24 protein-coding genes are annotated in these 24,738 nt (G+C 48.3%); 18 read left to right on the top strand and 6 right to left on the bottom strand.

The window, feature by feature from the left end; all coding sequences use genetic code 11:
• The first annotated feature begins 204 nt into the window (after positions 1-204).
• The 3 genes from WFJ73_RS00610 to WFJ73_RS00620 all read left to right on the top strand — a co-directional run bounded on the left by WFJ73_RS00610 (position 205) and on the right by WFJ73_RS00620 (position 2,745).
• Complete coding sequence (locus WFJ73_RS00610) at positions 205-456, top strand: hypothetical protein (RefSeq protein ID WP_336771016.1); 252 nt, start codon at positions 205-207, stop codon at positions 454-456.
• Between the two features lie 376 nt (positions 457-832).
• Positions 833-1,651: an AraC family transcriptional regulator gene (locus WFJ73_RS00615; RefSeq protein WP_336771018.1), complete on the top strand. Its 819-nt coding sequence runs from the start codon at positions 833-835 to the stop codon at positions 1,649-1,651.
• 104 nt (positions 1,652-1,755) lie between these two features.
• Positions 1,756-2,745 (top strand): aldo/keto reductase, encoded by a 990-nt coding sequence (locus WFJ73_RS00620; protein WP_336771019.1) that lies wholly within the window; start codon positions 1,756-1,758, stop codon positions 2,743-2,745.
• Positions 2,746-3,124: 379 nt separating this feature from the next.
• Here the strand turns inward: WFJ73_RS00620 and WFJ73_RS00625 are convergent, their stop codons facing one another.
• Positions 3,125-4,456 carry an LLM class flavin-dependent oxidoreductase gene (locus WFJ73_RS00625; protein WP_336771021.1) on the bottom strand — a complete coding sequence of 444 codons (1,332 nt, stop codon included), beginning with the start codon at positions 4,454-4,456 and terminating at the stop codon, positions 3,125-3,127.
• Positions 4,457-4,689: 233 nt separating this feature from the next.
• Between WFJ73_RS00625 and WFJ73_RS00630 the strand changes: the two genes are divergently transcribed.
• From WFJ73_RS00630 to WFJ73_RS00650, 5 genes are all read left to right on the top strand, one after another.
• The gene (locus WFJ73_RS00630) at positions 4,690-5,475 is read left to right on the top strand and encodes a methionine ABC transporter ATP-binding protein (protein WP_336771023.1); all 786 of its coding nucleotides are present in this window, start codon (positions 4,690-4,692) and stop codon (positions 5,473-5,475) included.
• On the top strand, positions 5,472-6,140 hold the full coding sequence (locus WFJ73_RS00635) for a methionine ABC transporter permease (protein ID WP_336771025.1): 669 nt from the start codon (positions 5,472-5,474) through the stop codon (positions 6,138-6,140). Before WFJ73_RS00630 ends, WFJ73_RS00635 begins: the two co-directional genes overlap by 4 nt.
• A gap of 75 nt (positions 6,141-6,215) precedes the next feature.
• Positions 6,216-7,106, top strand: coding sequence for a MetQ/NlpA family ABC transporter substrate-binding protein (locus tag WFJ73_RS00640; RefSeq protein ID WP_336771026.1), 891 nt, complete (start codon positions 6,216-6,218; stop codon positions 7,104-7,106).
• A 357-nt stretch (positions 7,107-7,463) separates the two neighbouring features.
• Positions 7,464-8,009 (top strand): OsmC family protein, encoded by a 546-nt coding sequence (locus WFJ73_RS00645; protein WP_336771027.1) that lies wholly within the window; start codon positions 7,464-7,466, stop codon positions 8,007-8,009.
• Positions 8,010-8,042: 33 nt separating this feature from the next.
• Positions 8,043-8,531, top strand: a complete 489-nt coding sequence (locus WFJ73_RS00650) for an LLM class flavin-dependent oxidoreductase (RefSeq protein ID WP_336771029.1) — start codon at positions 8,043-8,045, stop codon at positions 8,529-8,531.
• A 205-nt stretch (positions 8,532-8,736) separates the two neighbouring features.
• On the opposite strand, the gene WFJ73_RS00655 is transcribed toward WFJ73_RS00650, so the two are convergent.
• Positions 8,737-9,597, bottom strand: a complete 861-nt coding sequence (locus WFJ73_RS00655) for a helix-turn-helix transcriptional regulator (protein WP_336771031.1) — start codon at positions 9,595-9,597, stop codon at positions 8,737-8,739.
• A 116-nt stretch (positions 9,598-9,713) separates the two neighbouring features.
• Between WFJ73_RS00655 and WFJ73_RS00660 the strand changes: the two genes are divergently transcribed.
• Positions 9,714-11,693: a beta-galactosidase gene (locus WFJ73_RS00660; protein WP_336771032.1), complete on the top strand. Its 1,980-nt coding sequence runs from the start codon at positions 9,714-9,716 to the stop codon at positions 11,691-11,693.
• 112 nt (positions 11,694-11,805) lie between these two features.
• Here WFJ73_RS00660 and WFJ73_RS00665 read toward each other — a convergent pair whose 3' ends face one another.
• Together WFJ73_RS00665 and WFJ73_RS00670 are read right to left on the bottom strand one after the other, a co-directional pair.
• The gene (locus WFJ73_RS00665) at positions 11,806-12,516 is read right to left on the bottom strand and encodes a response regulator (protein ID WP_442955909.1); all 711 of its coding nucleotides are present in this window, start codon (positions 12,514-12,516) and stop codon (positions 11,806-11,808) included.
• Positions 12,513-14,129: a sensor histidine kinase gene (locus tag WFJ73_RS00670; RefSeq protein WP_336771033.1), complete on the bottom strand. Its 1,617-nt coding sequence runs from the start codon at positions 14,127-14,129 to the stop codon at positions 12,513-12,515. Before WFJ73_RS00670 ends, WFJ73_RS00665 begins: the two co-directional genes overlap by 4 nt.
• A 213-nt stretch (positions 14,130-14,342) precedes the next feature.
• Here WFJ73_RS00670 and WFJ73_RS00675 point away from each other — a divergent pair, with 213 nt between their 5' ends.
• From WFJ73_RS00675 to WFJ73_RS00700, 6 genes are all read left to right on the top strand, one after another.
• Positions 14,343-15,368, top strand: a complete 1,026-nt coding sequence (locus tag WFJ73_RS00675) for a tripartite tricarboxylate transporter substrate binding protein (RefSeq protein ID WP_442955910.1) — start codon at positions 14,343-14,345, stop codon at positions 15,366-15,368.
• A gap of 67 nt (positions 15,369-15,435) precedes the next feature.
• Positions 15,436-15,897 carry a tripartite tricarboxylate transporter TctB family protein gene (locus WFJ73_RS00680; RefSeq protein WP_336771034.1) on the top strand — a complete coding sequence of 154 codons (462 nt, stop codon included), beginning with the start codon at positions 15,436-15,438 and terminating at the stop codon, positions 15,895-15,897.
• An 11-nt stretch (positions 15,898-15,908) separates the two neighbouring features.
• Positions 15,909-17,435, top strand: coding sequence for a tripartite tricarboxylate transporter permease (locus WFJ73_RS00685; protein WP_336771035.1), 1,527 nt, complete (start codon positions 15,909-15,911; stop codon positions 17,433-17,435).
• Between the two features lie 60 nt (positions 17,436-17,495).
• On the top strand, positions 17,496-18,146 hold the full coding sequence (locus WFJ73_RS00690; RefSeq protein WP_442955920.1) for a TerC family protein: 651 nt from the start codon (positions 17,496-17,498) through the stop codon (positions 18,144-18,146).
• Positions 18,147-18,167: 21 nt separating this feature from the next.
• Positions 18,168-18,413, top strand: a complete 246-nt coding sequence (locus WFJ73_RS00695) for an HPr family phosphocarrier protein (RefSeq protein ID WP_336771036.1) — start codon at positions 18,168-18,170, stop codon at positions 18,411-18,413.
• Between the two features lie 38 nt (positions 18,414-18,451).
• Entirely contained in the window at positions 18,452-19,876 is a 1,425-nt protein-coding gene (locus WFJ73_RS00700; RefSeq protein WP_336771038.1) for an NAD-dependent malic enzyme, read from the top strand.
• A 111-nt stretch (positions 19,877-19,987) separates the two neighbouring features.
• Here WFJ73_RS00700 and WFJ73_RS00705 read toward each other — a convergent pair whose 3' ends face one another.
• A complete protein-coding gene (locus WFJ73_RS00705) occupies positions 19,988-20,443 on the bottom strand; it encodes a hypothetical protein (protein ID WP_336771039.1) in 456 nt (151 codons plus the stop codon).
• A 108-nt stretch (positions 20,444-20,551) separates the two neighbouring features.
• Positions 20,552-22,282 carry a GMC family oxidoreductase gene (locus WFJ73_RS00710; RefSeq protein WP_336771041.1) on the bottom strand — a complete coding sequence of 577 codons (1,731 nt, stop codon included), beginning with the start codon at positions 22,280-22,282 and terminating at the stop codon, positions 20,552-20,554.
• Between the two features lie 183 nt (positions 22,283-22,465).
• Between WFJ73_RS00710 and WFJ73_RS00715 the strand changes: the two genes are divergently transcribed.
• From WFJ73_RS00715 to rarD, 3 genes are all read left to right on the top strand, one after another.
• Entirely contained in the window at positions 22,466-22,948 is a 483-nt protein-coding gene (locus WFJ73_RS00715; protein ID WP_336771042.1) for a DUF2975 domain-containing protein, read from the top strand.
• A 125-nt stretch (positions 22,949-23,073) separates the two neighbouring features.
• Positions 23,074-23,607, top strand: a complete 534-nt coding sequence (locus WFJ73_RS00720) for a hypothetical protein (protein WP_336771043.1) — start codon at positions 23,074-23,076, stop codon at positions 23,605-23,607.
• 163 nt (positions 23,608-23,770) lie between these two features.
• The gene (rarD, locus tag WFJ73_RS00725; protein WP_336771045.1) at positions 23,771-24,649 is read left to right on the top strand and encodes an EamA family transporter RarD; all 879 of its coding nucleotides are present in this window, start codon (positions 23,771-23,773) and stop codon (positions 24,647-24,649) included.
• Positions 24,650-24,738 lie beyond the last annotated feature (89 nt).

A 24,738-nucleotide genomic window follows, 5' to 3' on the forward strand; every position in this document is an offset into this window, starting at 1 on the left:
GAACTACCATGAAAGAACGAACTAACTTTAATGCTCTGTGGTGCAAATATTAGATGCATGGATGGCTAACGAGGAACGTGTGTTCACCAACCGGAAGGAGTGTATAAAGATTAAAAATAGATTCGAATTTACTGCGGTTGTTTTAAACGTAATGCAGGAACACTGCTTCCGCAAGCTTCATTACCTAAAGGATTCTCATTCGAAATGATCCAGGCTGGGGATGAAGAATCGTGGGCGGAAATTGTAACATCCGTCTTGGAATTTAACCCTAAAGAAGTTGCTTTGGAGTATTTTACTAAGAACTATCTTCTTTACCTAAATGAAGTTAAATTAAGAACTATATTTATTAAAGCTGATGACGGCGAAAAAATTGGTACTTTTACTGCTTGGTGGAGATATACAAGGATTCATCGTCATCCGTTTGTTCAGTGGGTTGATGATAGATCTGGAAGGTGATCAAATAATGTATATCCCCACATCAACCTGGGCCTATAAAGCAATAAAGCTTTATAAGTGGGCTGGATTTGAGTTGGAGCTTTATGAAAATGCACCGGGAGGATATGAGAATCAAACTGTGCAGGCATTGGAACTTATAAGAGACCGTATATAAGTCATACATTGTTAACCGGGAACTTTAGTTGAACAACAAGACGGCAGCAATAAATTCAACCTGCTTCATGCGAAGTAGGTTTTTTATTGTTTGCGAAGCTCATATTAGGGGGTGAACCCGGCAGTTGCTCGAGCTTGGAAGAATCGGCAACTCTGAATATTGTATAATGTCCGATATAAGACTCTCTGCTGGACATCTGCAGCAAGGGAAGGAGACAACTCGTTGAAGGCTTTTCATTATAATTCGTATCGTTCATCCCGAGATAACCCGGATTTTTATTTATCTTATTGGGGGAAAGAAGACTGTTCTCCTAACCATGCATTTGGTCCTGGCATACGTGACCATTATAAGGTGCATTTTGTACACCGGGGAACTGGTACTGTCCAGATTGGCAGTTCTACGTTTAAGTTGACGTCTGGCCAGGCTTTTCTGGCTTACCCCGGTAAAGTCATTTACTATGAGGCTGATGCTTTCGATCCATGGAGTTATTCTTGGATCGGCTTTCGCGGCGAACAGGTGGGCGAGGTTCTGGAGCGGACCAATCTGTCACCAGAGGAGCCGGTTTTCCCAATGGACAAGCAGATAATGCCCAATTTGTATGAACTGCTTTTGGAATCGGCGAATCATCCGAGAAATCATGACTTGCGATTAACTTCGCTCCTGATTGAGTTTCTAACAGTGTTGATTGATTGGCTGCCCTCGTCGGCAGATGCGGGTGTACAGCCTCGTAAGCAAGATACATACATCCATCGCAGCTTGGATTTCATCCATAGTCATTTCAGCGAGCCGATTACGGTTCAGCAGATGGCTGCCTCGCTTGGGTTGGAACGCAAGTACTTGTCATCCCTCTTTAAGGAGGCAATGGGACTGCCGCCGCAGCAATACTTGCTTAATTACCGGATGGATCGGGCGGGGGAGCTGCTACGGAAAGGTGAGTATTCGATTGGCGAAGTTGCCCGTTCGGTAGGCTACCAGGATGCACTGTTGTTCTCCAAAATGTTTAAAAAGCTAAAAGGAGTCCCTCCAAAGCTGTATCGATAGCAGATAAATTCAGACATTATGCCATATTTACCTTCCATGCGGACATAGGCGGTCCCAATCACTCGTACTATAATGAGCCTATACGTGAAGAGGAGGTTGTAAGAATGTTATATACGGCAAGACAAGAAAGATACGAATCCATGACATATAACCGCTGCGGAAAGAGCGGATTGAAGCTCTCTGCGATCTCGCTTGGACTATGGCACAATTTTGGCGGAATTGATAAGTATGAGAATGGCAGGGCGATGGTTAGAAGGGCGTTTGATCTGGGTATCACGCATTTTGACCTGGCGAACAATTACGGGCCGCCGCCGGGATCCGCAGAAGAATCATTCGGTAGTATGTTGAAGGATGATTTGAGTCCTTACCGGGACGAGTTGATCATCTCGACGAAAGCGGGATATTACATGTGGCCTGGGCCTTATGGGGAATGGGGTTCCAAGAAAAGCCTCGTATCCAGTCTGGATCAAAGTTTGAAGCGGATGGGGGTTGATTATGTTGATATTTTCTATCACCACCGTCCTGACCCGGATACACCTCTAGAGGAAACGATGGCTGCGCTGGATATGATCGTCCGTCAAGGTAAGGCGCTGTATGTCGGTATCTCCAACTATAGACCGGAACAAACTCGTGAAGCGTCTCGCATCTTGAAGCAATTGGGCACTCCCTGCGTGATCCATCAGCCGAATTACTCGATGATGTCAAGGTGGATAGAGGATGGCCTGCAGGAAGTTCTCGAGGAGGAGGGAATCGGATCGATCGTATTCTCGCCGCTTGAGAAAGGAATTCTTACTGACCGGTATTTGAATGGCATTGCTTCTGACTCTCGTGCAGCGGGACCAAGCGTATTCCTACGTCCCGAGGATATCAACGAGATGCGACTGGCAAAAGTCAAAGAATTGAACAAATTAGCATTGGAAAGAGGGCAGAAACTGTCCCAGATGGCTTTAGCTTGGGTTCTCCGAGGCGGCCGGGTCACTTCTGCGCTAATTGGCGCCAGCAAGGTAGAACAGATCGAAGATGCCGTTGGCGCGCTCGCGAATGCATCATTTTCGCAAGAAGAGTTGGATCGGATCGAGCACATTTTAACATAAGCGAAAGACACTTAAGCAGCGAATAAGCTGCTTTTTTTATTTGGGCACTTAGATAAATAATTTCCTATTGGAGACTTGGAAAGGAGTATTATCTATATGAAAGCTATGGCTATAATAAGAGATTCTAGCTTTGAAAGCACTGAAGAACAAAGACTTAGCATTACTTCTTTTGCTCAATCCGATGTTCAGTTAAATTAAACGAGACTTCCATAATAAGCTATGGAGGAACTTTAGCTTAATTAGGCGGAAACCTGCCAATTACCGGTTGCTTTTTTCGTTACGGAGAACGTTAATTCAGAAAAGCAAGACGGTAGCTAATCAACATATCAGCCGCCGTCTTGCTTTAAGAATAGGGAGGAACAGCGCATATAATCAGAGATCAAGTATAACGGTTTGCCGGAAACGGTAGGCCAAGATGCTCCCTCAAGGTAGAGCCGGTGTATTCTACTCGGAACAAGCCTCGCTTCTGCAAAATGGGGACGACCTGCTCGACGAAATCCTCCAATCCGTCAGGTAACGAAGGCGCCATCAGCATAAAGCCGTCAGCAGCGCGGTTTCGGAACCAATACTCTAAAGTGTCGGCAATCTTCTCCGGAGTACCGACCAGATGGTCGCTGCTGAACGATCCGGTGAGCAGGGAATAAACCTCGCGAAGTGTCGGATTTATCCGGGAAATAATCGGCTGATGCTTCAGGTAGTCGGTTTTGGTCAACGGGAGGCGATCTAGTCCGGCATCCTTGGCCCGGTCGTCTAGTGCAAAGCCGGTGAAATCGACGAAGCCTTGGAAATAATCGGATAGAAAACCGATGCCGGTCTCTTCGGGAATGAGAGACTCTAGCCGGCTCCTCTTCTCTCTCGCTTCTTCTTCTGTAGAGCCGATAATAGGGGATATGCCTTGCAGAATATAAACTTGATCCGGATTCCGTCCGGCGGCAGCTACTTTGTTCTTGAAGGTATCATAGTAAGCCTTCGCATCATCGAAATCGTACTTGATCGAGAAGATGACTTCGCCTACCCGGGAAGAGAGCTCTTGCCCGGAATCGGAGACACCTGCTTGAACGAGTACGGGTCGTCCTTGGGGGGAACGGCCGATATTCAGAGGACCTTCTACCGAAAAGAACTCTCCCTTGTGCTGGAGCCGATGAAGCTTGTTGCGATCAAAGAACACTCCGCTCTCCTTGTCGTGAATAAAAGCATTGTCCTCCCAGCTATCCCACAGACCCAGCACCACTTCCAGGAACTCGTTGGCCTTTCGATAGCGGAATCCATGCTCAAGATGATCTTCAGCACCGAAATTTCTAGCAGTGTTGCCAGATAAATCGCGAGTCGTGACGATGTTCCAGCCAGCCCGACCCTTGCTAATATGATCGACGGACATCAACAGACGAGCGAGGTTGAACGGCTCGATGTAGGAGGTAGACGCTGTGGCGACAATTCCGATTTGCTCCGAGCTTCCCGCCAACGCGGCGATAAGTGTGATCGGTTCGTAACGGTTTAGAATGTTGGGATGAGAAACTTCATTGATCGCTAGGCTGTCTGCAAGAAATGCGATATCGAATTTACCTTTTTCGGCTGTTCTTACAAGCTTCTTGTAGTAGTCGATGTCAATGCTGGCACCGGCGAGTGCCTGCGGTAGTCTCCACGAGGCGACATGCATTCCGGTGCCGACCAGATAAGCCGATAGTTTCATTTGGCGTGTTGCAGTACTCATGATAAGCCTCCCAAATATAAGTATTTTTATGTGAATAGTATAATTATAAGTTCCCTTTTTGGGAAGATATTGACACCTTATGAAAAATGGATTAAATTAATAAAAGCATATCGGAATAATGTGAATTTAATACGGGATCATTAAGTTGACCAGATGTCTGGAAACTAAGTACTCGCCCTTCGATGAAGGGGGAAGGGCTTAGTTTTTTTTTATTTGTATGAGGAGGTGACGATTTGATTCTCGTGGAGCAACTGAGCAAGACCTATCTGACGACAAAAGGAAGTGTCTCAGCGCTGGACCGCATCGATTTACAGATAGCCACAGGGGAAATCTTCGGCGTTATCGGAGTTAGCGGAGCTGGCAAATCCACGTTGATCCGGTGTATGAACCGACTGGAGGAACCGGATTCGGGGCGTATCTGGATCGGAGGCGACGATATCACGCAATTGAGAGGCCGTAGACTTCGCAAGGCACGGCAGAAGATCGGCATGATCTTTCAACATTTTAATCTGTTAGACGGCAAAACCGTGTATCAGAATGTTGCGTTTCCGCTCGTGGTAGCGGGTCATCCAAGGGAGCGAATTCGTCAGCGTGTCCGGGAGATTCTTGACTTGGTAAAGCTGTCCGACAAGGAAGAGACATACCCGGCCCAACTTAGCGGGGGGCAGAAGCAGAGGGTTGGTATTGCCCGCGCGCTCGCGAATGATCCAGATGTACTTTTAAGCGATGAAGCGACTTCGGCTCTTGATCCAGAGACGACCTATTCCATTTTGGAACTGCTAAAGGACATTAACCGCCAGTTGAAGCTGACGATCGTGCTTATTACTCACGAATTGGAAGTCCTCCAGCATATATGCCATAGCATGGCCGTCATCGAGAATGGGAGAATCGTGGAGACCGGTCCGGTCGCCAAATTGTTCTTGAATCCGGAGAGCGATACCGCACGAAAATTCGTAGGCGTTCTGGAGCAGTATCGTACTAGAAGAGGGTTAATTGAAGGATTGGGGGAGGGAATATGAAAAACGATTTATTCGAACTCCTCTGGCAAGCTCTTCGAGAGACTCTCTATATGGTGGCTTGGTCATCCTTCTTCGCCCTTCTATTAGGGTTGGCCCTGGGTATTCTGCTTGTTGTAACAGACAAGGGACATGTCCTACAGTCCGTGCATATCAACAAGGTGATTAGCTTCCTCATCAACGGCATCCGATCGATTCCGTTTATTATCCTGATCGTGCTGTTACTTCCCTTAGCTCGCTTGATCGTAGGAACGTCGCTTGGTCCAACCGCGGCTATCGTTGCGTTATCGATCGGCGCTGCTCCTTTTCTGGGACGAATTGTGGAAAATTCGTTGAAGGAAGTGGGCGCAGGGAAGATTGAAGCGGCGATCGCAGTTGGCGCTTCGCCGGTTACGATCATCTTCCGGGTTCTCATTCCCGAAGCGCTGCCTGCGCTTGTGCGAGGCGTAACGATTGCCATCATCGGGATAACCGAATTAACGGCGGTTGCCGGAGCTATTGGGGCTGGCGGACTCGGGAGTCTAGCGATTCGCTTCGGCTACCAACGATTCCGGGAGGATATCATGTTCGCCACCGTCTTGGTCATCATACTTCTGATTCAAGCGATTCAGTGGACCGGCGATGGGATTGCAAAGTCTATTCACAACAGGCGTTATAAGCTCGAATAATCCTGGTTTGCCGGGGAAGAGCGAGTCGAGGTTTCAGTACTATCACAAATTTAAAAATAGAAAGTAGGAGAGAAAATGTCTAAGAAAAGAATGGTCGTCCTAGTTGCCTTCCTGTTTGTTGTGAGCTTGATCGCCGCTGCTTGCGGTTCGAATAATAACGGTTCCTCCGGCAATAGTACTCCGCAAGCTTCTGCTAATCAAAGCCCAAGCGACAGCCCGTCTTCATCCGCCTCCGAGCCGGTTAAAGAAGTCACGTTAAAAGTCGGAGCGGCAGCCGTGCCTCATGCCGAAATTTTGGAGTTCATCAAGCCTAAGCTTAAAGAAGAAGGCATTAATCTGGAGATCGAAGTACTCGACGATGAAGGGCAATTGAATCCGGCTTTGCAGGAAAAGCAGATCGATGCCAACTACTTCCAACACGTTCCTTATCTGAATTCTGTCAAAGACGAGAAGGGCTATGACTTTGTCGTAACGACGAAAGTGCATGTGGAGCCGATCGGCTTCTACTCGAGCAAGCTCAAATCCAAGGACGAAATCAAAGAAGGAGCCAAAATCGGCATTCCGAACAATCCATCCAATGAATATCGTGCTCTCGTTCTTCTGCAGCAGCAGGGTTTGATCAAGCTCAAAGACGGGCTGACGACTTACGAAGCAACTCCGAAGGATATCATCGATAATCCGAAGAAACTCAAATTCGTAGAAGCTGATTCCGCTACATTGCCAAGATCTCTGCCGGATCTAGACGGAGCGATCATTAATACAAACTTGGTTCTGGAGGCCAAAATTGATCCTCAGAGCGCACTATTTAGGGAAGACGCAAATTCGCCGTACGCGAATGTCATCGTTGTAAGAAACGGTGACGAAAACCGAGATGAGATTAAGAAGTTAGACGCCGCGTTAACAACACCGGAAGTGAAGAAGTTTATTGAAGAGAAATACGGAGTAGCGGTTGTTCCTGCGTTCTAAGCTTATAATAAGAATATCGTAGGGATAAAGACGACTGTCGAGACTTTTCTCGAGAGTCTGTAACGCAACCTGATAAGGGTTGCGTTTTTTGTGTCTGTTTCAAGTAGGGTACGGCGTTTGAATCCAAAGAAGGATAGGTGAGCTTCTATTTGATCAATTATAGAAATGTAAAATGAGCGTATTGATCTTTTATATTAGACGTGGCTGTTTGAATTGTTCTATATTATTAAAAACCAACTATTTTTAGGTGAATCATATGTTTTAGTTTGCTTTCAGTACATGAGCCGGACTGAAACTTCATCAGTCTAAGCTTCTATTCAAAGTGGATCGTTATATAGGAAAGGGGATAGTAGAAGCATGGGAACCTTAAATGAATACTTAAAACAGAAAAGGGAAGCACTTCTAGCGCGTAGAGTTCAAGCCGAAAAACAGCCGGATCAAGTTAATTCTATCAGTGCTAAGGTAAGAGCGTCAGGAAGAAGCGGTGTTCGGGAAATCCGAATTCGTGATTTCCAAGTCATAAGCGACAGTCCACCGGATTTCGCGGGCTATAATCTTGGTCCCTCTTCGCCTGAGCTTCAGCTTGGGGTGCTGGGAAGCTGCTTGACGCACATCGCATTAATCCAAGCTGCTGAAAGACAAGTCTCCCTTCACTCGCTTGAAGTTGAAGTAACAGGGGAGATGCACCCGCTAGCGGGTCGTCCGGGCTACGAGCATATCCCGATTTACCCTCATAACATTCACTACAAATTGATAATAGGATCCGAAGAGTCAGAGGAAACATTGCTGGCGCTCCATCATGCGATCGAACAGGTTTGCCCGATCTTCAACCTGCTTCGCAACCCCCAGCAAATTGAAGGACAATTGGTTGTCAGTCGATTAAGCTCAGAAACCGTATTGTAGAGGTCATTTCCAGGGAAAAATGGGGAGATAACCATGTCTCAAAGGCAATTAAAGCTAGGGGCGGAATTAAACGGAGTGGGCAACAGCATCGCCTTTTGGCGTCATCCGGAGATCCCGATAAATGGAACATCAAACATAGGACTTGTCGCGACGGTTTCCACTTCTTATAGCGAACCGTTTACGGTTGCCCGGCAATTCGCATCGATAGATCAATTGAGCGGTGGAAGGGCGGGGTGGAACGTAGTCACTTCGTCATTGGAAGGTTCGGCACTCAATTTCGGAAAAGGGGAACACCCGAAGGTGGCCGATCGGATACAAGAATGGTTTGAAGGTGGAGCGGCGGACGGTTTTAATATCTATACAGTCGTTCCGAATGGCTTGATCGATTTTGTTGATTTGGTCGTGCCAGTCCTGCAACAGCGAGGCTTGTTCCGTACAGAGTACGAAAGCGATACTCTTCGCGGAAACCTAGGACTTTCGGTTCCGCGTAATCATAATACAGTTTCTCATACCATTTCATAGACCTGCAACGATATATGTCTACCGCTAATCCCCCTTGGCTACACCATAATAAAAACACTCAAAAACCCTTGTGTATCAAGGGTTTTTTTCAATATGGTAAACGCGTTGCTGCTTCGGGTTCACCAAAGTGGAAACGACTGGACATGAAGCAACCAAAACAAGACCGAGGAGATCAGTGCGCTACTCGGTCTTTTCAGTTAAGTTGTTAGTTGTTTCCTACACCTCGTAGTATTCTGAATTGTTCCGGAGTCATCCCCTCTGACTTTCGGAACCGCTGAATGAAGTATGTACTGTTTGCAAAACCGACAAGCTCAGCAATATTCTTTATGGTCATGCTGGTCGATACCAGTAGGTTTTTGGATTGGAGAATACGGCATTCCGTTAAATACTCAATCGGAGTCTTCCCAATTAAGCTGTGAAACTGCCTGCTGAAATGCGAAGGACTACAGCTAGCTTGCGATGACATCTGCTCGAGCGTGAGCGGCTCACGGCAGTGTGAGCGTATCCACTCCGCTGCCTCAGTTAGCCTGTCCCGCATTCCAGGTTTAGGGATGCCTTCAATAGTCTCAGCATGCTGGACGATTAAAGCGATCATTTCATAAGTAATGGCAGATAATCTAGCTGTTCCTTCCTGCATTGGAGGCATGCGGGAATCTAACAATTCTGACCACAACTGGTCAAGCCGTTCTACTCCTTCCCACGAGAAGAGCCAAGGCTCTCGATCCCCCCGTCCTTGCAGTAGTGTACCTAAACCGCGAGCCGTAAAATGAACCCACCTGATATCCCATGGCTCAATGCTGTCAGCGTAGTATTGCTGTGGCACACCTGGACCGAAAAGAAAACCGGTACCACTGTTCAGTTCCACGGTTTTCTCACCGATCCGAACATATCCCTTGCCAGCCCGAACGATATGCCAGTTGTATGTGGTGAGTCCATTAGGTCGGTTCTCGTAGTGCTCTATCTCGTTTGCGTAGTGGCCAAATGATTCTGGGTAACAGAGAAAGCGTTCGAATCGTGGGTCAGGAACAAAGTGATTTATGCGCAATGATCTCACCTCAAATAGCATAATTGTGATATGTATAACAAAAAAATGTGATTTAATGCTCTTTATATAAATAATATAATTAGCCTATTGAATGAATTGCAAGCAAAATAATGATATTAGAAATGGAGAATTATCAGATGAGAATGGGAATGGATTACTATCCGGAGCATTGGGATCGCTCCATGTGGGAGAAAGATGCGAAGCTCATGCAAGATACGGGCGTCAACCTGATTCGTGTTGCTGAATTCGCTTGGTCTAGATTAGAGCCCACGGAAGGCTGTTACGATTTTACGTGGCTTGATGATGCAATCGATACATTTGCAAAACATGGTATTCAGGTTGTCATCGGAACACCGACCTGTACACCTCCGAATTGGCTTGTCAATGAGTATCCAGATGTACTGCCGCGTGATGCACAACTGCATCCGCACTATCCCGGAGTTCGGGGACACCGATGTTATAATAGCCTTTCAATGAGACATTACTCGACCTTAATCGTGGAAAAACTTGCGCTTCACTATGCGGCTAACCCAGCTGTCGTAGGATGGCAGATTGATAATGAGTTCGGTCTGCACGAGTGCAACTGCGATCATTGCAATTCGCGTTTCCGGTATTGGTTGCAAAATAAGTATGGTTCCATAGAGGCCGTCAACTCAGAGTGGGGGACTGTCGTTTGGAGCGGGGAATACAGCAATTGGTCACAAATCACTACCCCACTAGGAGGCACCAAGCATAAAAATCCATCGTATTTACTGGATTACAAACGATTTGAAACCGATTCGGTAGTCGAGTTCCAACAACTGCAATTGAACATCTTGAAGAAGCATTGTCCGAATCATTTCGTTACACACAACATCTGGAGCTATCCGATGAGCCTGGATTACTACAAACTTTGTGAGAATCTGGACTTTGTCTCCCTTGATTATTATCCGAGCACGAGTCCGGAAAAGGATGTTTCAAGTGGATATAGCGGAGCATTGACCTTGGATTTGACGCGCGGAATCAAACGGCAGAATTTCTGGATCATGGAGACAATTAGCGGTCCCCCAGGCTGCTGGATGCCGATGTGGCGTACACCACATCCTGGATTTATACGAGCTTTTGCTTGGCAATGCATTGCACGTGGAGCGGATACGCTTGTGCATTTCCGGTGGCGGAGCGCTCCGTCGGGAGCAGAACAATTCTGGCACGGGCTGATTGACCATAGTAATGTACCCGGCAGGCGGTTTGAAGAGTACCGTGGACTCTGCCAAGAAGTACAGAAACTTGCTCCTCTCTTAGAAAGGACGAAAGTACAGAGCGAAGCGGTCATCCTTCATTCGCACGATCAATTTAACGCCTTTCAGATGCAGCCGCAAGTAGAAGGAATGGATTATTTCGATAATATAAAAACAATTCATCGCGCCTTCACTAAACTAGGCATTATGACAGATGTACTGAGCGAGAATGAAGACCTGAGCGGATATAAGCTCATTGTAGCTCCTTCGCTATTCTTGCTCGACCCAGAGCTAGCGTCACGTTTGGAGGAATGCGTCAAGAATGGGGCGACGCTTGTATTGATGCCTCGTACAGGCGTGAAGAATCAAAATAACATATGTTGGATTCGACCTTTGCCCGGACCGCTTTCCGATGCTGCGGGGGTCACTGTAGCGGAGTACGATCCAATCGGCAGAGATGTTCACACTATTCGTTGGCAAAACAAGTCTTACTCCTGCAGTCAATGGTGCGACATTTTATCACCTCAAAGCGCGGAACCGGTAGCATGGTACGAAGATGATTTCTTCGCCGGCCAGACCGCTGCAACCGTTCACGCTTTGGGTGAAGGCAAAGTGTACTACTTGGGAACGTTTCCTGAGGAAGCTTTTTATGTAGATTTCTTTAAAGAGGCTGCAGACGAATCAGGCCTGCACTTATTCCCTGGATTACCAGAAGGTGTTCAAATCTCATTGCGTGCAAATGAGTCAACACGATATTTGTTCCTATTGAACCTTACGCGTAAGCCACAGACCGTACAGCTTGATGGGATGTATAGAAGTATCTTCAACGATACTGATATTGACCAAACCTTAACAATGGAGCCATATGCGGTCGAAATCGTGGAGCTTCCACAGAGCTAGTTGTTATTGCCAAGTAATTAGAATTCTCAAGTGCTCAGGTTCAAGGAGACATCTCCCCAAGTCATTGCGGCAATGACTTGGGGAATTGTCTCCTTTTTTTGTTGCAACACTTCTATTTCTTCGTTCGGTAGACACGTTCCGGCCGGCCGACGACACCGTAGGACAGATCGGCATAAACGTTGCCTAGTCCGACCAGGTGCTCCAAATACCGCCTGCTGGTCGAGCGGCTCGTGCCGATCAGCTTAGCAACCTGCTCAGCGGACAAGCCCTTGCTCTCGGAGGCGAGCGCTTGCACGACCTTCTCCAGCGTGAGCCTGTCGATTCCTTTGGGCAGCAGCGTTGAATCGGCCGCAATCTCGATCTTGCTCGAACCGGCAAGCACTCGGTCGATATCGTTCTGGTTTACGGTATGCGAATGCGCTAAACGGCGCAGCTCAGCCTGGAATGCAACATAACGAAGGAGTGTTTCCCTGAGCCGGTTAAAGACGAGCGGTTTCATAATATAATCGAACGCACCGCCGCGGATCGCTTCACGCACCGCTTCGCTTTCTCTTGCGGCGGTAATCATAATGACGTCCGTATCCCGATAATGCTGACGGATGTAGTGCAGCATGCTTAATCCGTTCGTATCGGGAAAGTAGATGTCGAGCAGCACGAGCTGGGGATTTAACACTTCCAGTTGCGTCCGGGCTTGTGTTTCGTCGGTAGCAATGCCGACGACATGAAAACCTTCGATTTGTTCCACAAAGCGTCGGTTGATTTCAGCGATTTTGACATCGTCTTCCACAATCAACACTTCTATAGCTGTCGCCTCCGTCATCATTTCGATTGCTCCTTCTGGCTTAAATCCGCATATTTTGGTATGGCTACCGTAAAAATCGTACCTCCCTGAGAGCTGCGGCTGAAGGTCAAGTAGCCGTTCAGTTTATGAATGGCATGCTCAACTAGAGATAGCCCGATGCCTCGATGTTCACCTTGTTTGGTGGAGAAGCCCTTCTTGAATATGGCCTCGCTGAAATCCTCAGGTATGCCAACACCGTTATCCTCGCATTCAATAATTAAATCATCGCCTAGATCGGTCAGAAACAAGGAGGTAAGCTTATTGTCCTCGTCGAGCTCTCTGCGGGCAAGTACGGCTTCCATCGCATTATCAACCAGATTGCCGATAATAGTGACGAGCAGACTTCGGTCTATATGAGGCGGTATGTCGCGGAAGGAGCTTTCCTCGTCAACACGGAAGGTGATCTTCAGCTCCTTGGCGTGATTGTATTTGCCAATGAGCAGCCCGGCGATTACCGGGTCGGGAACTTCGCGCATGATGAATTGGACGAGATTTTGATGAACGCTAGCTTCTCTTGAAATAAGCTCGATCGCTTCCTGATAAGACTCGAGCTGGATAAGTCCCGAGATCACATACAGCTTGTTGGAAAACTCATGGGTCTGGGCGCGAAGCGAATCCGCGAACCGCTTGACCTGTGATAGTTCCTCGGCAAGCCGGTACAGTTCGGATTTGCTGCGGAAGCTGGATACGGCGCCGCTCACCCGATTCTGGAAATCTTTGATCGGTACGCGATTCACAATGACCTCTTCCTCGCCAATCAGCATCTCCCGATCCGATTGGGCAAGTCCGGAACGAACAACATCCATCAGACCTGTATTCGGAATGATCTCCTCCACCTGCTTGCCGATAATGCTCTCATGCTCGGGTATGGCAAGAAGCTGGTGCGCATAGCGGTTGGCCAGTGTTATGCGTCCGGCTCGGTTAATCGCGATGATGCCTTCGCGGATCGATTCCAGAATAGCCTGTTTCTCCATATAAAGCTCGCCTATTTCCTTCGGTTCAAGGCCGTGGATGGACCGCCTTACGCTGCGGGCAATGAGGATGGAGCCAATCGTGCCTACCACAAGGACGACGAAAGAAACGAGCATGACTTCAATTTGATACGCATCGGTGATGGAATTGACATTGCCGGTCAAAAATCCGACTGAAACGATGCCGATAACGCGGCCGCTTTTGTCAAAGATCGGAGCTTTACCGCGCAGGGAAGGGCCCATTGAGCCGGTAGCCTCAGAAATAATGGGTTTTCCTTCAAGCACAGGACCGTTGTCCCCACCGACCATGAGCCCGCCAATTCGTTCCGGAATCGGATGGGAGTACCGTACGCCTTCTCGATTCCCGACGACGATGTATTGCGCGCCGGTTTCGAGCCGAACCGATTCGGCCAGAGGCTGGATGACAAGCGCGGGGTTCTGGTCGTCGAAGGCGTTGCGGATTTCGGGCATGACGGCAAGCGTCTCCGCAACCTTGAGCGCTTGCTCTCCGATTTGCTTTTCGAGAAGGGTAGTGATGACAACGTAGAAAATGCCGCCCAAACTAATAATGACGAAAGCGAGCAGGGAACAGATGATAAGAATGAGCTTTGTTTGCAGCCGCATGCAGGTCTCGCCTCCGATTTTTCCTCCTATTGTAGCACAACTTGTAACCGCTATCTTAAATGGCGTCCGTGGACAAAATGAACAAAATGACCACAATCGCTTTATTATCGTTTATGTCCTTAACATTTTCATTTGATAAATCGGATGTTATTCTGAAAGCGCTTCAAAGAAAGCGCATACAAATAACGAATATCATGCGGGAGGTCTTCATACATGAAAAAAATACTTATGAAATCCTGGAAAGCCGCTCCAATCGCCTTGCTCGCCCTCAGCCTTGCTGCATGCGGCAGCGCATCAAACAAATCGGGTTCCGGCTCCTCGAACTATCCGAGCAAATCGCTGACGCTCGTAGCGCCATCGGGCGCAGGCGGCGGCTGGGACATGACGGCGCGCGCTATTACGAAGGTGCTGACGGAAACAAAAGCGACCGATAAGGCCATCACCGTCGAGAACAAACCGGGCGGCGGCGGCTCGGTATTCATGGCCGAGTATGCTACGAAAGACGTCAAGGACAACCATAAGCTGTTCGTCAGCTCTCCTCCGATTCTGATCAACCATTTGAAGAAAGAAGGAAACTCGCCTTACGGCTACAACGATACGACGCCGCTGGCGCAATTGACGAAAGATTACGGCGCTATCGCCGTTGCTGCGGATTCCAAATACAACGACCTGAAATCGCTTTTGGACGACATGAAGGCAGAACCGACGAAGTTTACGGTAGCCGGCGGGTCCGCGCCAGGCTCGATGGATCATCTGGTCTCGATCCTGCCAGCATTCAAATACGGAATTGATCCGAAGAGCGTCAAGTACGTTTCCTATGACGGAGGCGGCGAAGCGATTACCGCCCTGCTTGGCGGCAACGCTGATGTGCTGGGCACGGATGCGTCCTCGCTCGACCAATACTTAAAGGCCGGTAAGATTAAGGTTCTCGCGGTTGAGTCCCCGGAGCGACTGACCGGCGGCAGTCTGGCGGATGTGCCAACGCTGAAGGAGCAGGGCATTGACGCAGAGTTTCTCATCTGGCGCGGCATCTTCGGTCCGAAGGAGATGAGTGCGGATGCTAAGTCCTTCTGGGATGCAAAGCTGAAGGCGATGGTTGAATCCGAGCAGTGGAAATCCGAAATGACGGCCAACAACTGGCAGACCGATTACAAAAACGCGGACGACTTCAAAGCATTCCTGGGACAGCAGGAAACGCAGCTTAACGAAATGCTGACGGCGCTTGGCATGCAAAAATAGAGAAACCATGCAGCAATAGGGGAGAAGAATCTTTCTCCCCTATTACTTACAGAGGAGAGTGACCTAGATGAACCTTTCTTTCGACCGCTATGCAGGCATCGTTTTCTGTGCGATCGGAATCGCATTTATGATCGGCAGCAGATCCATTACGGCAAGCTCCTACGGCAGCAATGTAGGCGCGAACATTTTCCCAATGTTTCTGGGCGGTTTTCTGTCCTTGATGAGCGCAAGGCTGATCTACGAGACATTCCGCAAACAGCAGCAGCAAAAACGCAAATCCAACCTTGACTACAAACGGTTCGGCATTATTTTCGCCGCAGCCGTCTTATATGCCTTCTTCCTGGAGGACATTGGCTTTGTCATCTCGACGTTTCTGTTCCTAATGATCGGCTTTCAGACGATGGAAAGAGGCAAGCTGTGGAAGTCGGTTCTTATTGCCGCTTGCTTCTCGTACGGCGTTTATTATCTTTTTGTCAACGTGCTGGACGGCTCTCTACCAGGTTTCCCAGCTTGGCTTGGCATCTCCTAGGAGGTTACTCGATGAGCACAATTGATTATTTGGCGCATGGGCTGGCTACGGCCATGCAGTGGCATAACCTTGTATTTGTCTTCCTGGGTGTGTTGATCGGCACCGTCGTTGGCGTGCTGCCCGGCATCGGCCCGATGAGCGGTGTTGCACTCCTTATCCCAATTACGGCTACTATGACCGGAGGACTCGGACCCGAGGAAGCGGCCACCAGCTCGATCATTTTGCTTGCAGGGGTTTATTACGGGGCGATGTATGGCGGCTCTACCACCTCGATCCTGCTAAATACGCCAGGCGAATCCTCATCGGTCGTCACTACGCTCGACGGTTATCAAATGGCGAAGCAGGGCAGGGCTGGCGCTGCACTCGCGATTTCGGCAATCGGCTCGTTCGCTGCAGGCATTATTTCGCTCATCGGCCTCATTTTTCTTGCTCAGCCGCTATCGGCTGTCGCAATCAAGTTCGGCCCTGCCGAATATTTCTCCCTGATGGTGCTCGGCTTGTTGGCGATCAGCGGCCTGGCGGGCAAATCGATGGTGAAGGCGCTGATGATGACGGCGTTTGGCCTGTTGCTGGCAACGATAGGCATCGACAGCGTATCGGGCGTCGAGCGTTTTACTTTCGGCATGCCGGAGCTTTATCAAGGACTTGAGTTTTTGACCATCGCAGTTGGCATGTTCGCCGTCGGCGAAGTGTTTAAGACGATTCTGGAGCGTGAGAGCAACGATGGCGAGATTGCCAAGATCAATCGTATCCTCCCGACCAAGCAGGATATGAAAGACAGCGCAGGGCCGATCGCCCGCGGCTCCGTGCTTGGCTTCTTCATCGGCCTGCTTCCTGGCGCCGGCGCGATTCTGGCCTCCTTCTTTTCCTATGTTATGGAGAAGAAGATAAGCAAAAATCCTGAAAAGTTCGGTAAAGGCGCTATCGCAGGCGTAGCCGCACCGGAATCAGCGAACAACGCGGCTTCCGGCGGCGCAATGATTCCGCTGCTTACAATGGGTATTCCTTCGTCGGGCACGACGGCTATTCTTATGGGCGCGTTCATTATGTACAACGTTCAGCCGGGTCCTTTGCTATTCCAGGATCACCCGCAGCTCGCGTGGGGCGTTATCGCCAGCATGTTCGTCGGCAACCTGATGCTCCTTATTCTGAACATGCCGCTCGTCAAGCTGTTCGCCAAGGTCATCGAGACGCCGTCTAAATATTTAATTCCGCTAATTATTGTTTTTTCTGTATTCGGGGTATACGCGGTGCAGTATTCAACCTTCGATTTGCTGCTCATTATGGCTTGCGGGATCATCGGCTATGTCTTGTCCAAGAATGATTTTCCGCTCGCTCCGCTCGTCCTTGGCCTTATTCTTGGGCCGATGATGGAGAACAATATGCGGCGGGCTTTAACGATTTCGAACGGCGACTTCATGATCTTCCTGCAAAAGCCGGTATCCCTCGCATTTCTTATTATCGGGGTGTTGTGGATTAGTATTCCGCTTCTGCTGAAGATGCGCGGCAAGAAGGTCATCATTAACGAAGAAGGCTAAACGGATAGGAGGTTTTTTTAGGTGGATCTGCAGTGGCTTCTGCTTGGCCTGCTCAAAATTATGCTGATCAATATCGTGCTCAGCGGCGATAATGCAGTCGTTATTGCACTGGCATGCCGCAATTTACCCGAGGAGCAGCAGAAGAAAGCGATCTTCTTAGGAAGCCTTGGCGCTATTGCGCTGCGAATCGTGTTAACGTTTGCCGCTGTTTGGCTGCTGCATATCCCTTTCGTCCAGTTAGCCGGAGGGCTGCTGCTCGTATGGATCGCTTTGAAGCTGATGAAGGGAGAGGACGAAGAGGGGGAGCTGACAACCAGCAGCGAACTCGGCGTGGCTATTAAAACGATTCTAATCGCCGACCTGGTTATGAGTCTGGATAATGTGCTGGCCGTTGCCGGCGCGGCGGATGGCAACTATGCGCTCATTGGCCTTGCACTTGCGATAAGTATTCCACTCATTATTTGGGGAAGCACGCTAATTATGCGATTAATGAAGAAATTTCCGATCATTATCGTGCTTGGCGTCGCCTTGCTTGGATATACCGCTGGCGAAATGATCATTGGCGATGAGAGGGTCGCGCATGCATTGGATACATTGCCGCCAATCGTTCACAGCTTGCTTCCGGTGCTGCTTGCCGTTGCCATCGTGACAGCTGGCAAGCTGATGCAGCGCAAACAGCACACGGTAATAAGGCAGGATGTGCAATCTTAGAAAACAATTGGAGGTGCTCTTATGGATGGCTTAGGCACTAGAACGATTGTCGAAATCAATCAAACGGCCAACACGTTTCAATCGAGCATTGTGATGAAGGTAGACAACCGGGTGATCGATGTGAAGAGCATTCTTGGACTCAGTCTGTCTCTGCTGCATGATTCGCAATATGAACTGGAAATTCACGGTCCGGACGAGCTGGAAGCGAAGGCGGTCATGGTCAAGTTGTTTGAAAAGCACGGCCTGCCGGTTACGTTGACCCGTTAGCGGATACGAAAGTTGAACTGGAAGGGAAGCTGAGAAGAATGGCTATGCCGAAAACAGGGAGCAGCAACATCGTCATCCGGCTGGAGATGGACAAGGAGGCGGCAACATTTGGCTTGATTGCTACGGCAATCGGCAAAGCGGGCGGCGATATTGTCGCCATCGACGTTAGCGGAAACGGCAGAACGTCGACCGTTCGGGATTTGACGATTAATATTGTGGATGCGGCGAGCAAGGATGTCATCGTCCGTATGCTGGACCATCTGCCAGGAGTAACGGTGCTGCAAGTGTCCGATCAGACCTTCCTGATGCATCTGGGCGGTAAGATCGAGGTAACACCCAAAATGACCATTAAAACAAGGGACGATCTCTCCCGTGTCTATACCCCCGGTGTCGCCAACATCTGCATGGCTATTCACGACAATCCGAACAGTGCCCACAAGCTGACCATTAAACGCAATACGGTTGCTGTCGTATCGGACGGAAGTGCCGTTCTGGGTCTTGGTAACATCGGCCCGCTCGCTGCGATGCCGGTCATGGAAGGCAAGGCAATGCTGTTCAAGCAGCTGGCTGGCGTTGACGCTTTCCCAATCTGCCTGGATACGCAGGATACGGAAGAAATCATCGCTACGATCAAACGGATCGCTCCGGCCTTTGGCGGCATCAATTTGGAGGATATTTCGTCCCCGCGCTGCTTCGAGATCGAACAACGGCTGATTGAGGAACTGGATATTCCGGTTTTTCATGACGATCAGCACGGAACTGCCGTTGTTCTGCTGGCTGGATTGTATAATGCCGTGAAGCTAGTCGGCAAGCAGCTCTCAGATTGCAAGATCGTACTGTGCGGTATCGGCGCGGCAGGCATAGCATGCACGAAAATATTGCAGGCAGCGGGAGTAACGCGAATTGTAGGCGTTGACCGGGAAGGCGCGCTTGTACGCGGTAACAGCTATGCGCACGAAGCATGGCGCTGGTATGCGGAGCATACGAATCCGGAGATGGAGAGCGGAGCGTTGTCCGATGTTATCGAAGGCGCGGATATTTTCATCGGTGTTTCGGGCCCGGGCGTACTAAAGCGCACGGATATTGAACGGATGGCTGCCGATCCGATTGTGTTCGCGATGGCTAATCCGACTCCGGAGATTTTGCCGGAGGAAGCCGAGGGCCTTGTTCGCGTTATGGCAACCGGGCGCTCGGATTATCCGAACCAGATTAACAACGTGCTGTGCTTCCCGGGTCTATTCCGGGGCGTGCTGGATTGCCGGGCTTCCCACGTTACGGAAGCGATGAAGCTGGCAGCGGCCCAGGCAATCGCAGACGTCGTGAGCGAAGATGAATTAGGTGAGCATTACATCATTCCGGGCGTATTTAATCCGCATGTTGCAGAACGGGTGAAGGAGGCAGTCATTCAAGCGGCTTATGCCTCCGGCGTAGCACGCAGGAGAGTGCGAAGCACAACCAGCTAACCTGCAGACGCCGGCAGGCATATCTGAGGATGGGGGATAACAAGTTTTAAGCCCTCGCATCACCCATCATGGTCGATGCGAGGGCTTTTCAATTACTTTCGGACTTTGCTATTATATACTGATTCTAACCAAGTCATTATTCAATACCGTACTGCCTTCCTGCGGTACAAAGGCGGCGTTGGTACCGAAGTTGTTGATAATGACGTTTGAAGTTCTTGAAGTTAAAACGACAACCTCGTAATGAAATTGGATACCGCCGACATTGGTCGAAAAGCTGCTGAACGTGTTGGCCGGAATTATACGGTTCGTGGTACTCAGCACGACAGGTGAACCGGAATCCCAGTTGATAACGATGACCCTTACGGTAATGGCTGAATTTCGGCGATTCAAGATTTCGGTATGGGCAATAGTGACAGCTGTGCTTTTGTTAATGACACCGGTACTCAATGCGGCGGCGAAGTTTTTTATGCTAGCTTGATTCTGCAGCATCGTAACCAATTGCGATTTCATTTTGCTGCTTCTGGTCACTCTCTTTGCCGTTGTTTTTTTGAATTTTTTCATTTTCAATCTTATCACTCCTTCTAGTTGTAAACTAATATATTGTATTCACGATTTAATAGATTCACCTGTGCTAATGCTTATTTAATAGATTCATAGATTCATAGAATTCGTTCACTAGAGAGATAAGGAAAATCCTAGGCGGGAAGAGCCCGTAACTATATGAAAAGAGACTGCCCTTATAGCCGTCAAAGGCATTGCGGGGCAGTCTCTTTTTTGGTTATTCTTCGCTATTTTCGAATCTTCCTCGAATCCTCCTCTTTTTCCTTTTATCATCCTTTTGATTTGTTTAGCGATCGTGTATCCGATTAGATAGGCCGCCGCCGAGGTATTTCCATCCACGGTAAATGGGATGATTGAAGCATCCGCAACAATTAAATTTTTCACCCCATGAACGTGTCCTCTCCGATCAACGACCCCGCCGTTTCTTAAAGGAGCCATACGAAGCGAGCTTTGCTGATGATGATTGTGGTCAAAATTTTCTTTAATAAATTGCTCGAGTTCGATATCATCATCTATCGTTTCCAGCGTTGGTGAAATGAGGCGGTAAGTTGGATCTATGGAATTTAGTTCAGCAGCTATATCCTTTACATAGATCTTGTAAATGTTTTTTATGGCTTCCATATCACTCGGATTATCGAGAAATCCTTCATCTGCGAGCACGATTTTAAGCGGGTCTTTGTTTTGGATTTTAATGGAGCCGCGACTCTTCGGATGCAGATAAATTAAACCTAACGTTAACGTATCGTCTTCAGAACCAATACCCAAAATTTGAACCGCTCGACGTCGCTTGCTGTCTATTTCCAATGGGGCAGGCAGGAAAGCGCCGCCGGTATAAAGGGCATTCGGATCATTTGAAGGTAAAGGTCTGTCGTGTGGATTCGATTGAAATACCGCAAAGTTCAGTGTGTGGTTTCTTAAGCTTCTACCCACGTGTGGATTATGAAAGACGCAGCGAATACCGGCTTCCTTCAGTGTTTTTGAAGATCCGATTCCGGATAGCATTAAGAGCTGGGCGCTGTTAATACCTGCAGCTATAATGACCTTTTTCCTTGCGTGTGCGATTATACGCTTACCGCTTTTTAGAAATTCCACTCCGCTAGCTCGCTTATTGGAAAAGATCACTCTTAAAGCAGTCGAATCGGAAAATAATCTTAATTGACGACCATCTATTCCCCGACCATTCGGCGTTAAGATATCGGAAGATAAAAAAGCAGTGGAAGAGCTTTCTCTTCTGCCATTCGGATTCTGATATAATTGCCATCTAGTAAAGGGGCCAATTGGGGTTTTCGGGTCATTATAATCAAGAATTTCAGGGAAGCCGGTAGCTCGCTCAATTGCAGTAACTACTTTTTTTGCCATGGACGTCGGATTTACCGGAGCCTGACGAATGTCAATTCGCCCATGATAACCGCGTGCCAAGGTATTTTTTGTTTTTCCGTTATATTTTTCCAGTCTTTTAAATCGCTGAATCGCTCGATTAGGAGACCAGAGAGGCCCGAGTAAGCTTTCCCATTCTTTAAATACTCTGCTTGTTGGGCGCACGTACTGTTCCCCGTTTATCGATGAACCGCCTCCCATGAGACGTCCTGTTGTCCATTCAAACGTTCGATCGTCCAGCCCCGTTTGCGGAACACCTTCACCTTGCCAGAAATACTGAGGAAAGAACTGCTCTTCCAGCTCGGAAGCCATCGTTGAGTCGCTAATCGGTTTATCTTTATCATTGTTTCCGCCTGCTTCCAGAACGAGGACGGATGTTCTTTTATCGTCGGATAAGGTTTTGGCAATAACCGCTCCTGCGGGTCCTGTGCCCACAATAATGTAATCATAGATGAAGTTGCTTCCCATCAGAATTCTCCTTTTATATAAGGGGCTAATGTAGAATATTAAGTTGAGTTGTCTCATGTGTCGAAAAAGTAACTTGCCCTTTCATTAACAATCGCAATATAATGAAAAACAATTCTAATTTATTGTAAAACAATAAATTATGTGTTAAGGTCATTTTGTGATTAAATTAGCGAGGTGCTTTTTATGAAACGGGGAACAACACTCTTTTTGAAGATGGCCGTTATTCTTATTGGAATCCCGGTTCTTGCTTTGTGCCTATTTTTGGTGCCCAAGATCGGGAATTTTGCTGGAGAATCTTATCCGGATATTGCTTATATGAAGTCTCTCGTTTTAATCGATATGTATGCGGCTGCGATACCTTTTTACTTTGCTTTGTATCAAGCTTTTAAACTCTTGAGCTACATTGATAAGAATCAAGCGTTCTCGGAATTATCCGTTAAGGCTTTAAAGAATATAAAATATTGTGGCATCACCATCAGTACCTTGTACCTGTTAGGTATGCCGCTCTACTATCTCATGGCGCAAAAAGTTGATCCTCCAAGCTTCATGCCAATGGGAACAGCCATTATTTTCGCCTCTATGGTGATCGCCGTTTTTGCGGCTGTTCTCCAGAGGCTTTTACAAGAAGCGATTCGTATCCAATCAGAAAATGATTTAACGATCTAAGCTTGAATCCTTATTCTTGTTCTTATAAAGCAGCCAGCGTTCATTTTTACGCTGGCTGTTTATTTGTTGAACTATTAGGCATTGCAGTGTAATAAATATAGATGAAGGAAAGGGTGATCGCGAATATGGATAAAATATTAGAAGCGCTTCTTGAAGGATTCAAGAAGCAATATTCCAAATCAAAAGCAATTATTCCGCCGAAGGTATATGATGTATCACCTCAAAGCAAGAAAGAAATATTCGACCTGAATTTCCCTGGCCTTTATATTTTTTATGGCCAGACGAGCTATTGCTCCAAAAAAAAGGTACTTTACTTAGGAACAACCGGAGCGCAAGGAGGTGTTGGAAAAAAAGTTCAAAATCAACTCAACAAACTTAAATCGGATTCCGGTTTTCAGAAAAACATGAAGGAGTTGGGGTATGACGGAGTTATTCACTATGACACGGCTAGTTTTTTGGACAGTGCGAAGGCGACAGTCCTATTAGAAGAGATACATATCGTTGAGTTTGAAGGGAGAGAAAACCTGAAGCTTGTTGAGAGGTTTCTTAGTATCGAAGAGGAGCCTCTTTTTTGTAAAGAGCATATAACAGAGTCCATGAAAGACCGGCATAAACGTTATATAGATGAGTGCGAGGATGCGGTACTCCAAACCGATTAACATGAATGGGAAAGAGGGTAGGGAATAATACGGGTATCATTAGCGAAATTGGTATATACAGGAATGAGGCTTCCCGCTATTCTTCCAGTTATTTCCTTTGTGCAAGCGCGAATCTAGGTGTATAATCCGTTCAGACATCGGAGCGAGAAGTGGGGAATTGGTTATGAACAGCGGGTTGGTTAACGCCATCATTGCGTATATTATGTGGGGAGTTCTCCCCCTATATTGGAAGTTGTTTAACGACGTGCCTGCAGGAGAGATTCTGTCCCATCGGGTCGTCTGGTCGTTCGTCTTTATGGGTATACTTGTTGCCGTCCAGCGCCGCTGGGGCGACATGAAGCGGATTATAGCTAGCCGGGCACTCCTGCTCCCACTCGCCGCCAGCGGACTACTGATCGCGGCGAATTGGCTTATCTTCATCTGGGCGGTCAACAACGGTCATGTCGTGGAGACAAGTCTCGGTTATTATTTGAACCCGTTGCTGAACGTGCTGCTGGCGGTCGTCTTCCTTCACGAGAAGCCCAACCGTGGCCAATGGCTCGCGATTGCCATCGCTGGATTGGCAGTGCTAATCATCGCCATCGACTACGGGCGGTTCCCGTGGGTCGCGATATCGCTGGCCGCGTCGTTCGGCTTGTACGGCTTCGCGAAGAAAAAGATCGTGCAAGACGCCTCTGTAGGCTTGTTGTCGGAAACGGCAGTCGTCCTGCCCGTCGCGCTTGGATACTGGATCTACTTGGCCGCCGCGGGAAAAACGACGGCATGGACGCTGCCCGCGTCCACGTTCGTCGAACTGCTTTTGTCAGGCGTGGTTACGGCTTTGCCGCTGCTCTTCTTTGCGCGGGCTGCCGCTCGCATGGCGCTGTCCGCACTTGGATTCGTCCAATACATTGGGCCGACGATTATGTTGTTGTTAAGCATATTCATATTCAAAGAATCGGTCTCTCCGGTGCTGCTCGTCGGGTTCGCGCTTATCTGGACATCGCTTATCGTATATGCCGTAGCATCCGTTCGCGGCACGAGACTTGCAAAGGCGAGTTGAGCTTAAGCTAAAAGGCTAAACAGACAATGTTAATTTAAAACAAAACCGGCAGCAGATCCTAGATCGCTGCCGGTTTTGTTTTTGAAGTA

The sequence above is a fragment of the Paenibacillus sp. MMO-58 genome, assembly GCF_037146255.1.
Classification (GTDB): domain Bacteria; phylum Bacillota; class Bacilli; order Paenibacillales; family Paenibacillaceae; genus Pristimantibacillus.

Bases quoted from the DNA above. Each gene is read 5' to 3' on its own strand.
- WFJ73_RS00610 (WP_336771016.1), top strand. From the start codon at position 205: ATGATCCAGGCTGGGGATGAAGAATCGTGGGCGGAAATTGTAACATCC.
- WFJ73_RS00620 (WP_336771019.1), top strand. From the start codon at position 1,756: ATGTTATATACGGCAAGACAAGAAAGATACGAATCCATGACATATAAC.
- WFJ73_RS00625 (WP_336771021.1), bottom strand. From the start codon at position 4,456: ATGAGTACTGCAACACGCCAAATGAAACTATCGGCTTATCTGGTCGGC.
- WFJ73_RS00635 (WP_336771025.1), top strand. From the start codon at position 5,472: ATGAAAAACGATTTATTCGAACTCCTCTGGCAAGCTCTTCGAGAGACT.
- WFJ73_RS00640 (WP_336771026.1), top strand. From the start codon at position 6,216: ATGTCTAAGAAAAGAATGGTCGTCCTAGTTGCCTTCCTGTTTGTTGTG.
- WFJ73_RS00645 (WP_336771027.1), top strand. From the start codon at position 7,464: ATGGGAACCTTAAATGAATACTTAAAACAGAAAAGGGAAGCACTTCTA.
- WFJ73_RS00650 (WP_336771029.1), top strand. From the start codon at position 8,043: ATGTCTCAAAGGCAATTAAAGCTAGGGGCGGAATTAAACGGAGTGGGC.
- WFJ73_RS00655 (WP_336771031.1), bottom strand. From the start codon at position 9,597: ATGCTATTTGAGGTGAGATCATTGCGCATAAATCACTTTGTTCCTGAC.
- WFJ73_RS00660 (WP_336771032.1), top strand. From the start codon at position 9,714: ATGAGAATGGGAATGGATTACTATCCGGAGCATTGGGATCGCTCCATG.
- WFJ73_RS00665 (WP_442955909.1), bottom strand. From the start codon at position 12,516: ATGATGACGGAGGCGACAGCTATAGAAGTGTTGATTGTGGAAGACGAT.
- WFJ73_RS00670 (WP_336771033.1), bottom strand. From the start codon at position 14,129: ATGCGGCTGCAAACAAAGCTCATTCTTATCATCTGTTCCCTGCTCGCT.
- WFJ73_RS00675 (WP_442955910.1), top strand. From the start codon at position 14,343: ATGAAAAAAATACTTATGAAATCCTGGAAAGCCGCTCCAATCGCCTTG.
- WFJ73_RS00680 (WP_336771034.1), top strand. From the start codon at position 15,436: ATGAACCTTTCTTTCGACCGCTATGCAGGCATCGTTTTCTGTGCGATC.
- WFJ73_RS00685 (WP_336771035.1), top strand. From the start codon at position 15,909: ATGAGCACAATTGATTATTTGGCGCATGGGCTGGCTACGGCCATGCAG.
- WFJ73_RS00690 (WP_442955920.1), top strand. From the start codon at position 17,496: ATGCTGATCAATATCGTGCTCAGCGGCGATAATGCAGTCGTTATTGCA.
- WFJ73_RS00695 (WP_336771036.1), top strand. From the start codon at position 18,168: ATGGATGGCTTAGGCACTAGAACGATTGTCGAAATCAATCAAACGGCC.
- WFJ73_RS00700 (WP_336771038.1), top strand. From the start codon at position 18,452: ATGGCTATGCCGAAAACAGGGAGCAGCAACATCGTCATCCGGCTGGAG.
- WFJ73_RS00710 (WP_336771041.1), bottom strand. From the start codon at position 22,282: ATGGGAAGCAACTTCATCTATGATTACATTATTGTGGGCACAGGACCC.
- WFJ73_RS00715 (WP_336771042.1), top strand. From the start codon at position 22,466: ATGAAACGGGGAACAACACTCTTTTTGAAGATGGCCGTTATTCTTATT.
- WFJ73_RS00720 (WP_336771043.1), top strand. From the start codon at position 23,074: ATGGATAAAATATTAGAAGCGCTTCTTGAAGGATTCAAGAAGCAATAT.
- rarD (WP_336771045.1), top strand. From the start codon at position 23,771: ATGAACAGCGGGTTGGTTAACGCCATCATTGCGTATATTATGTGGGGA.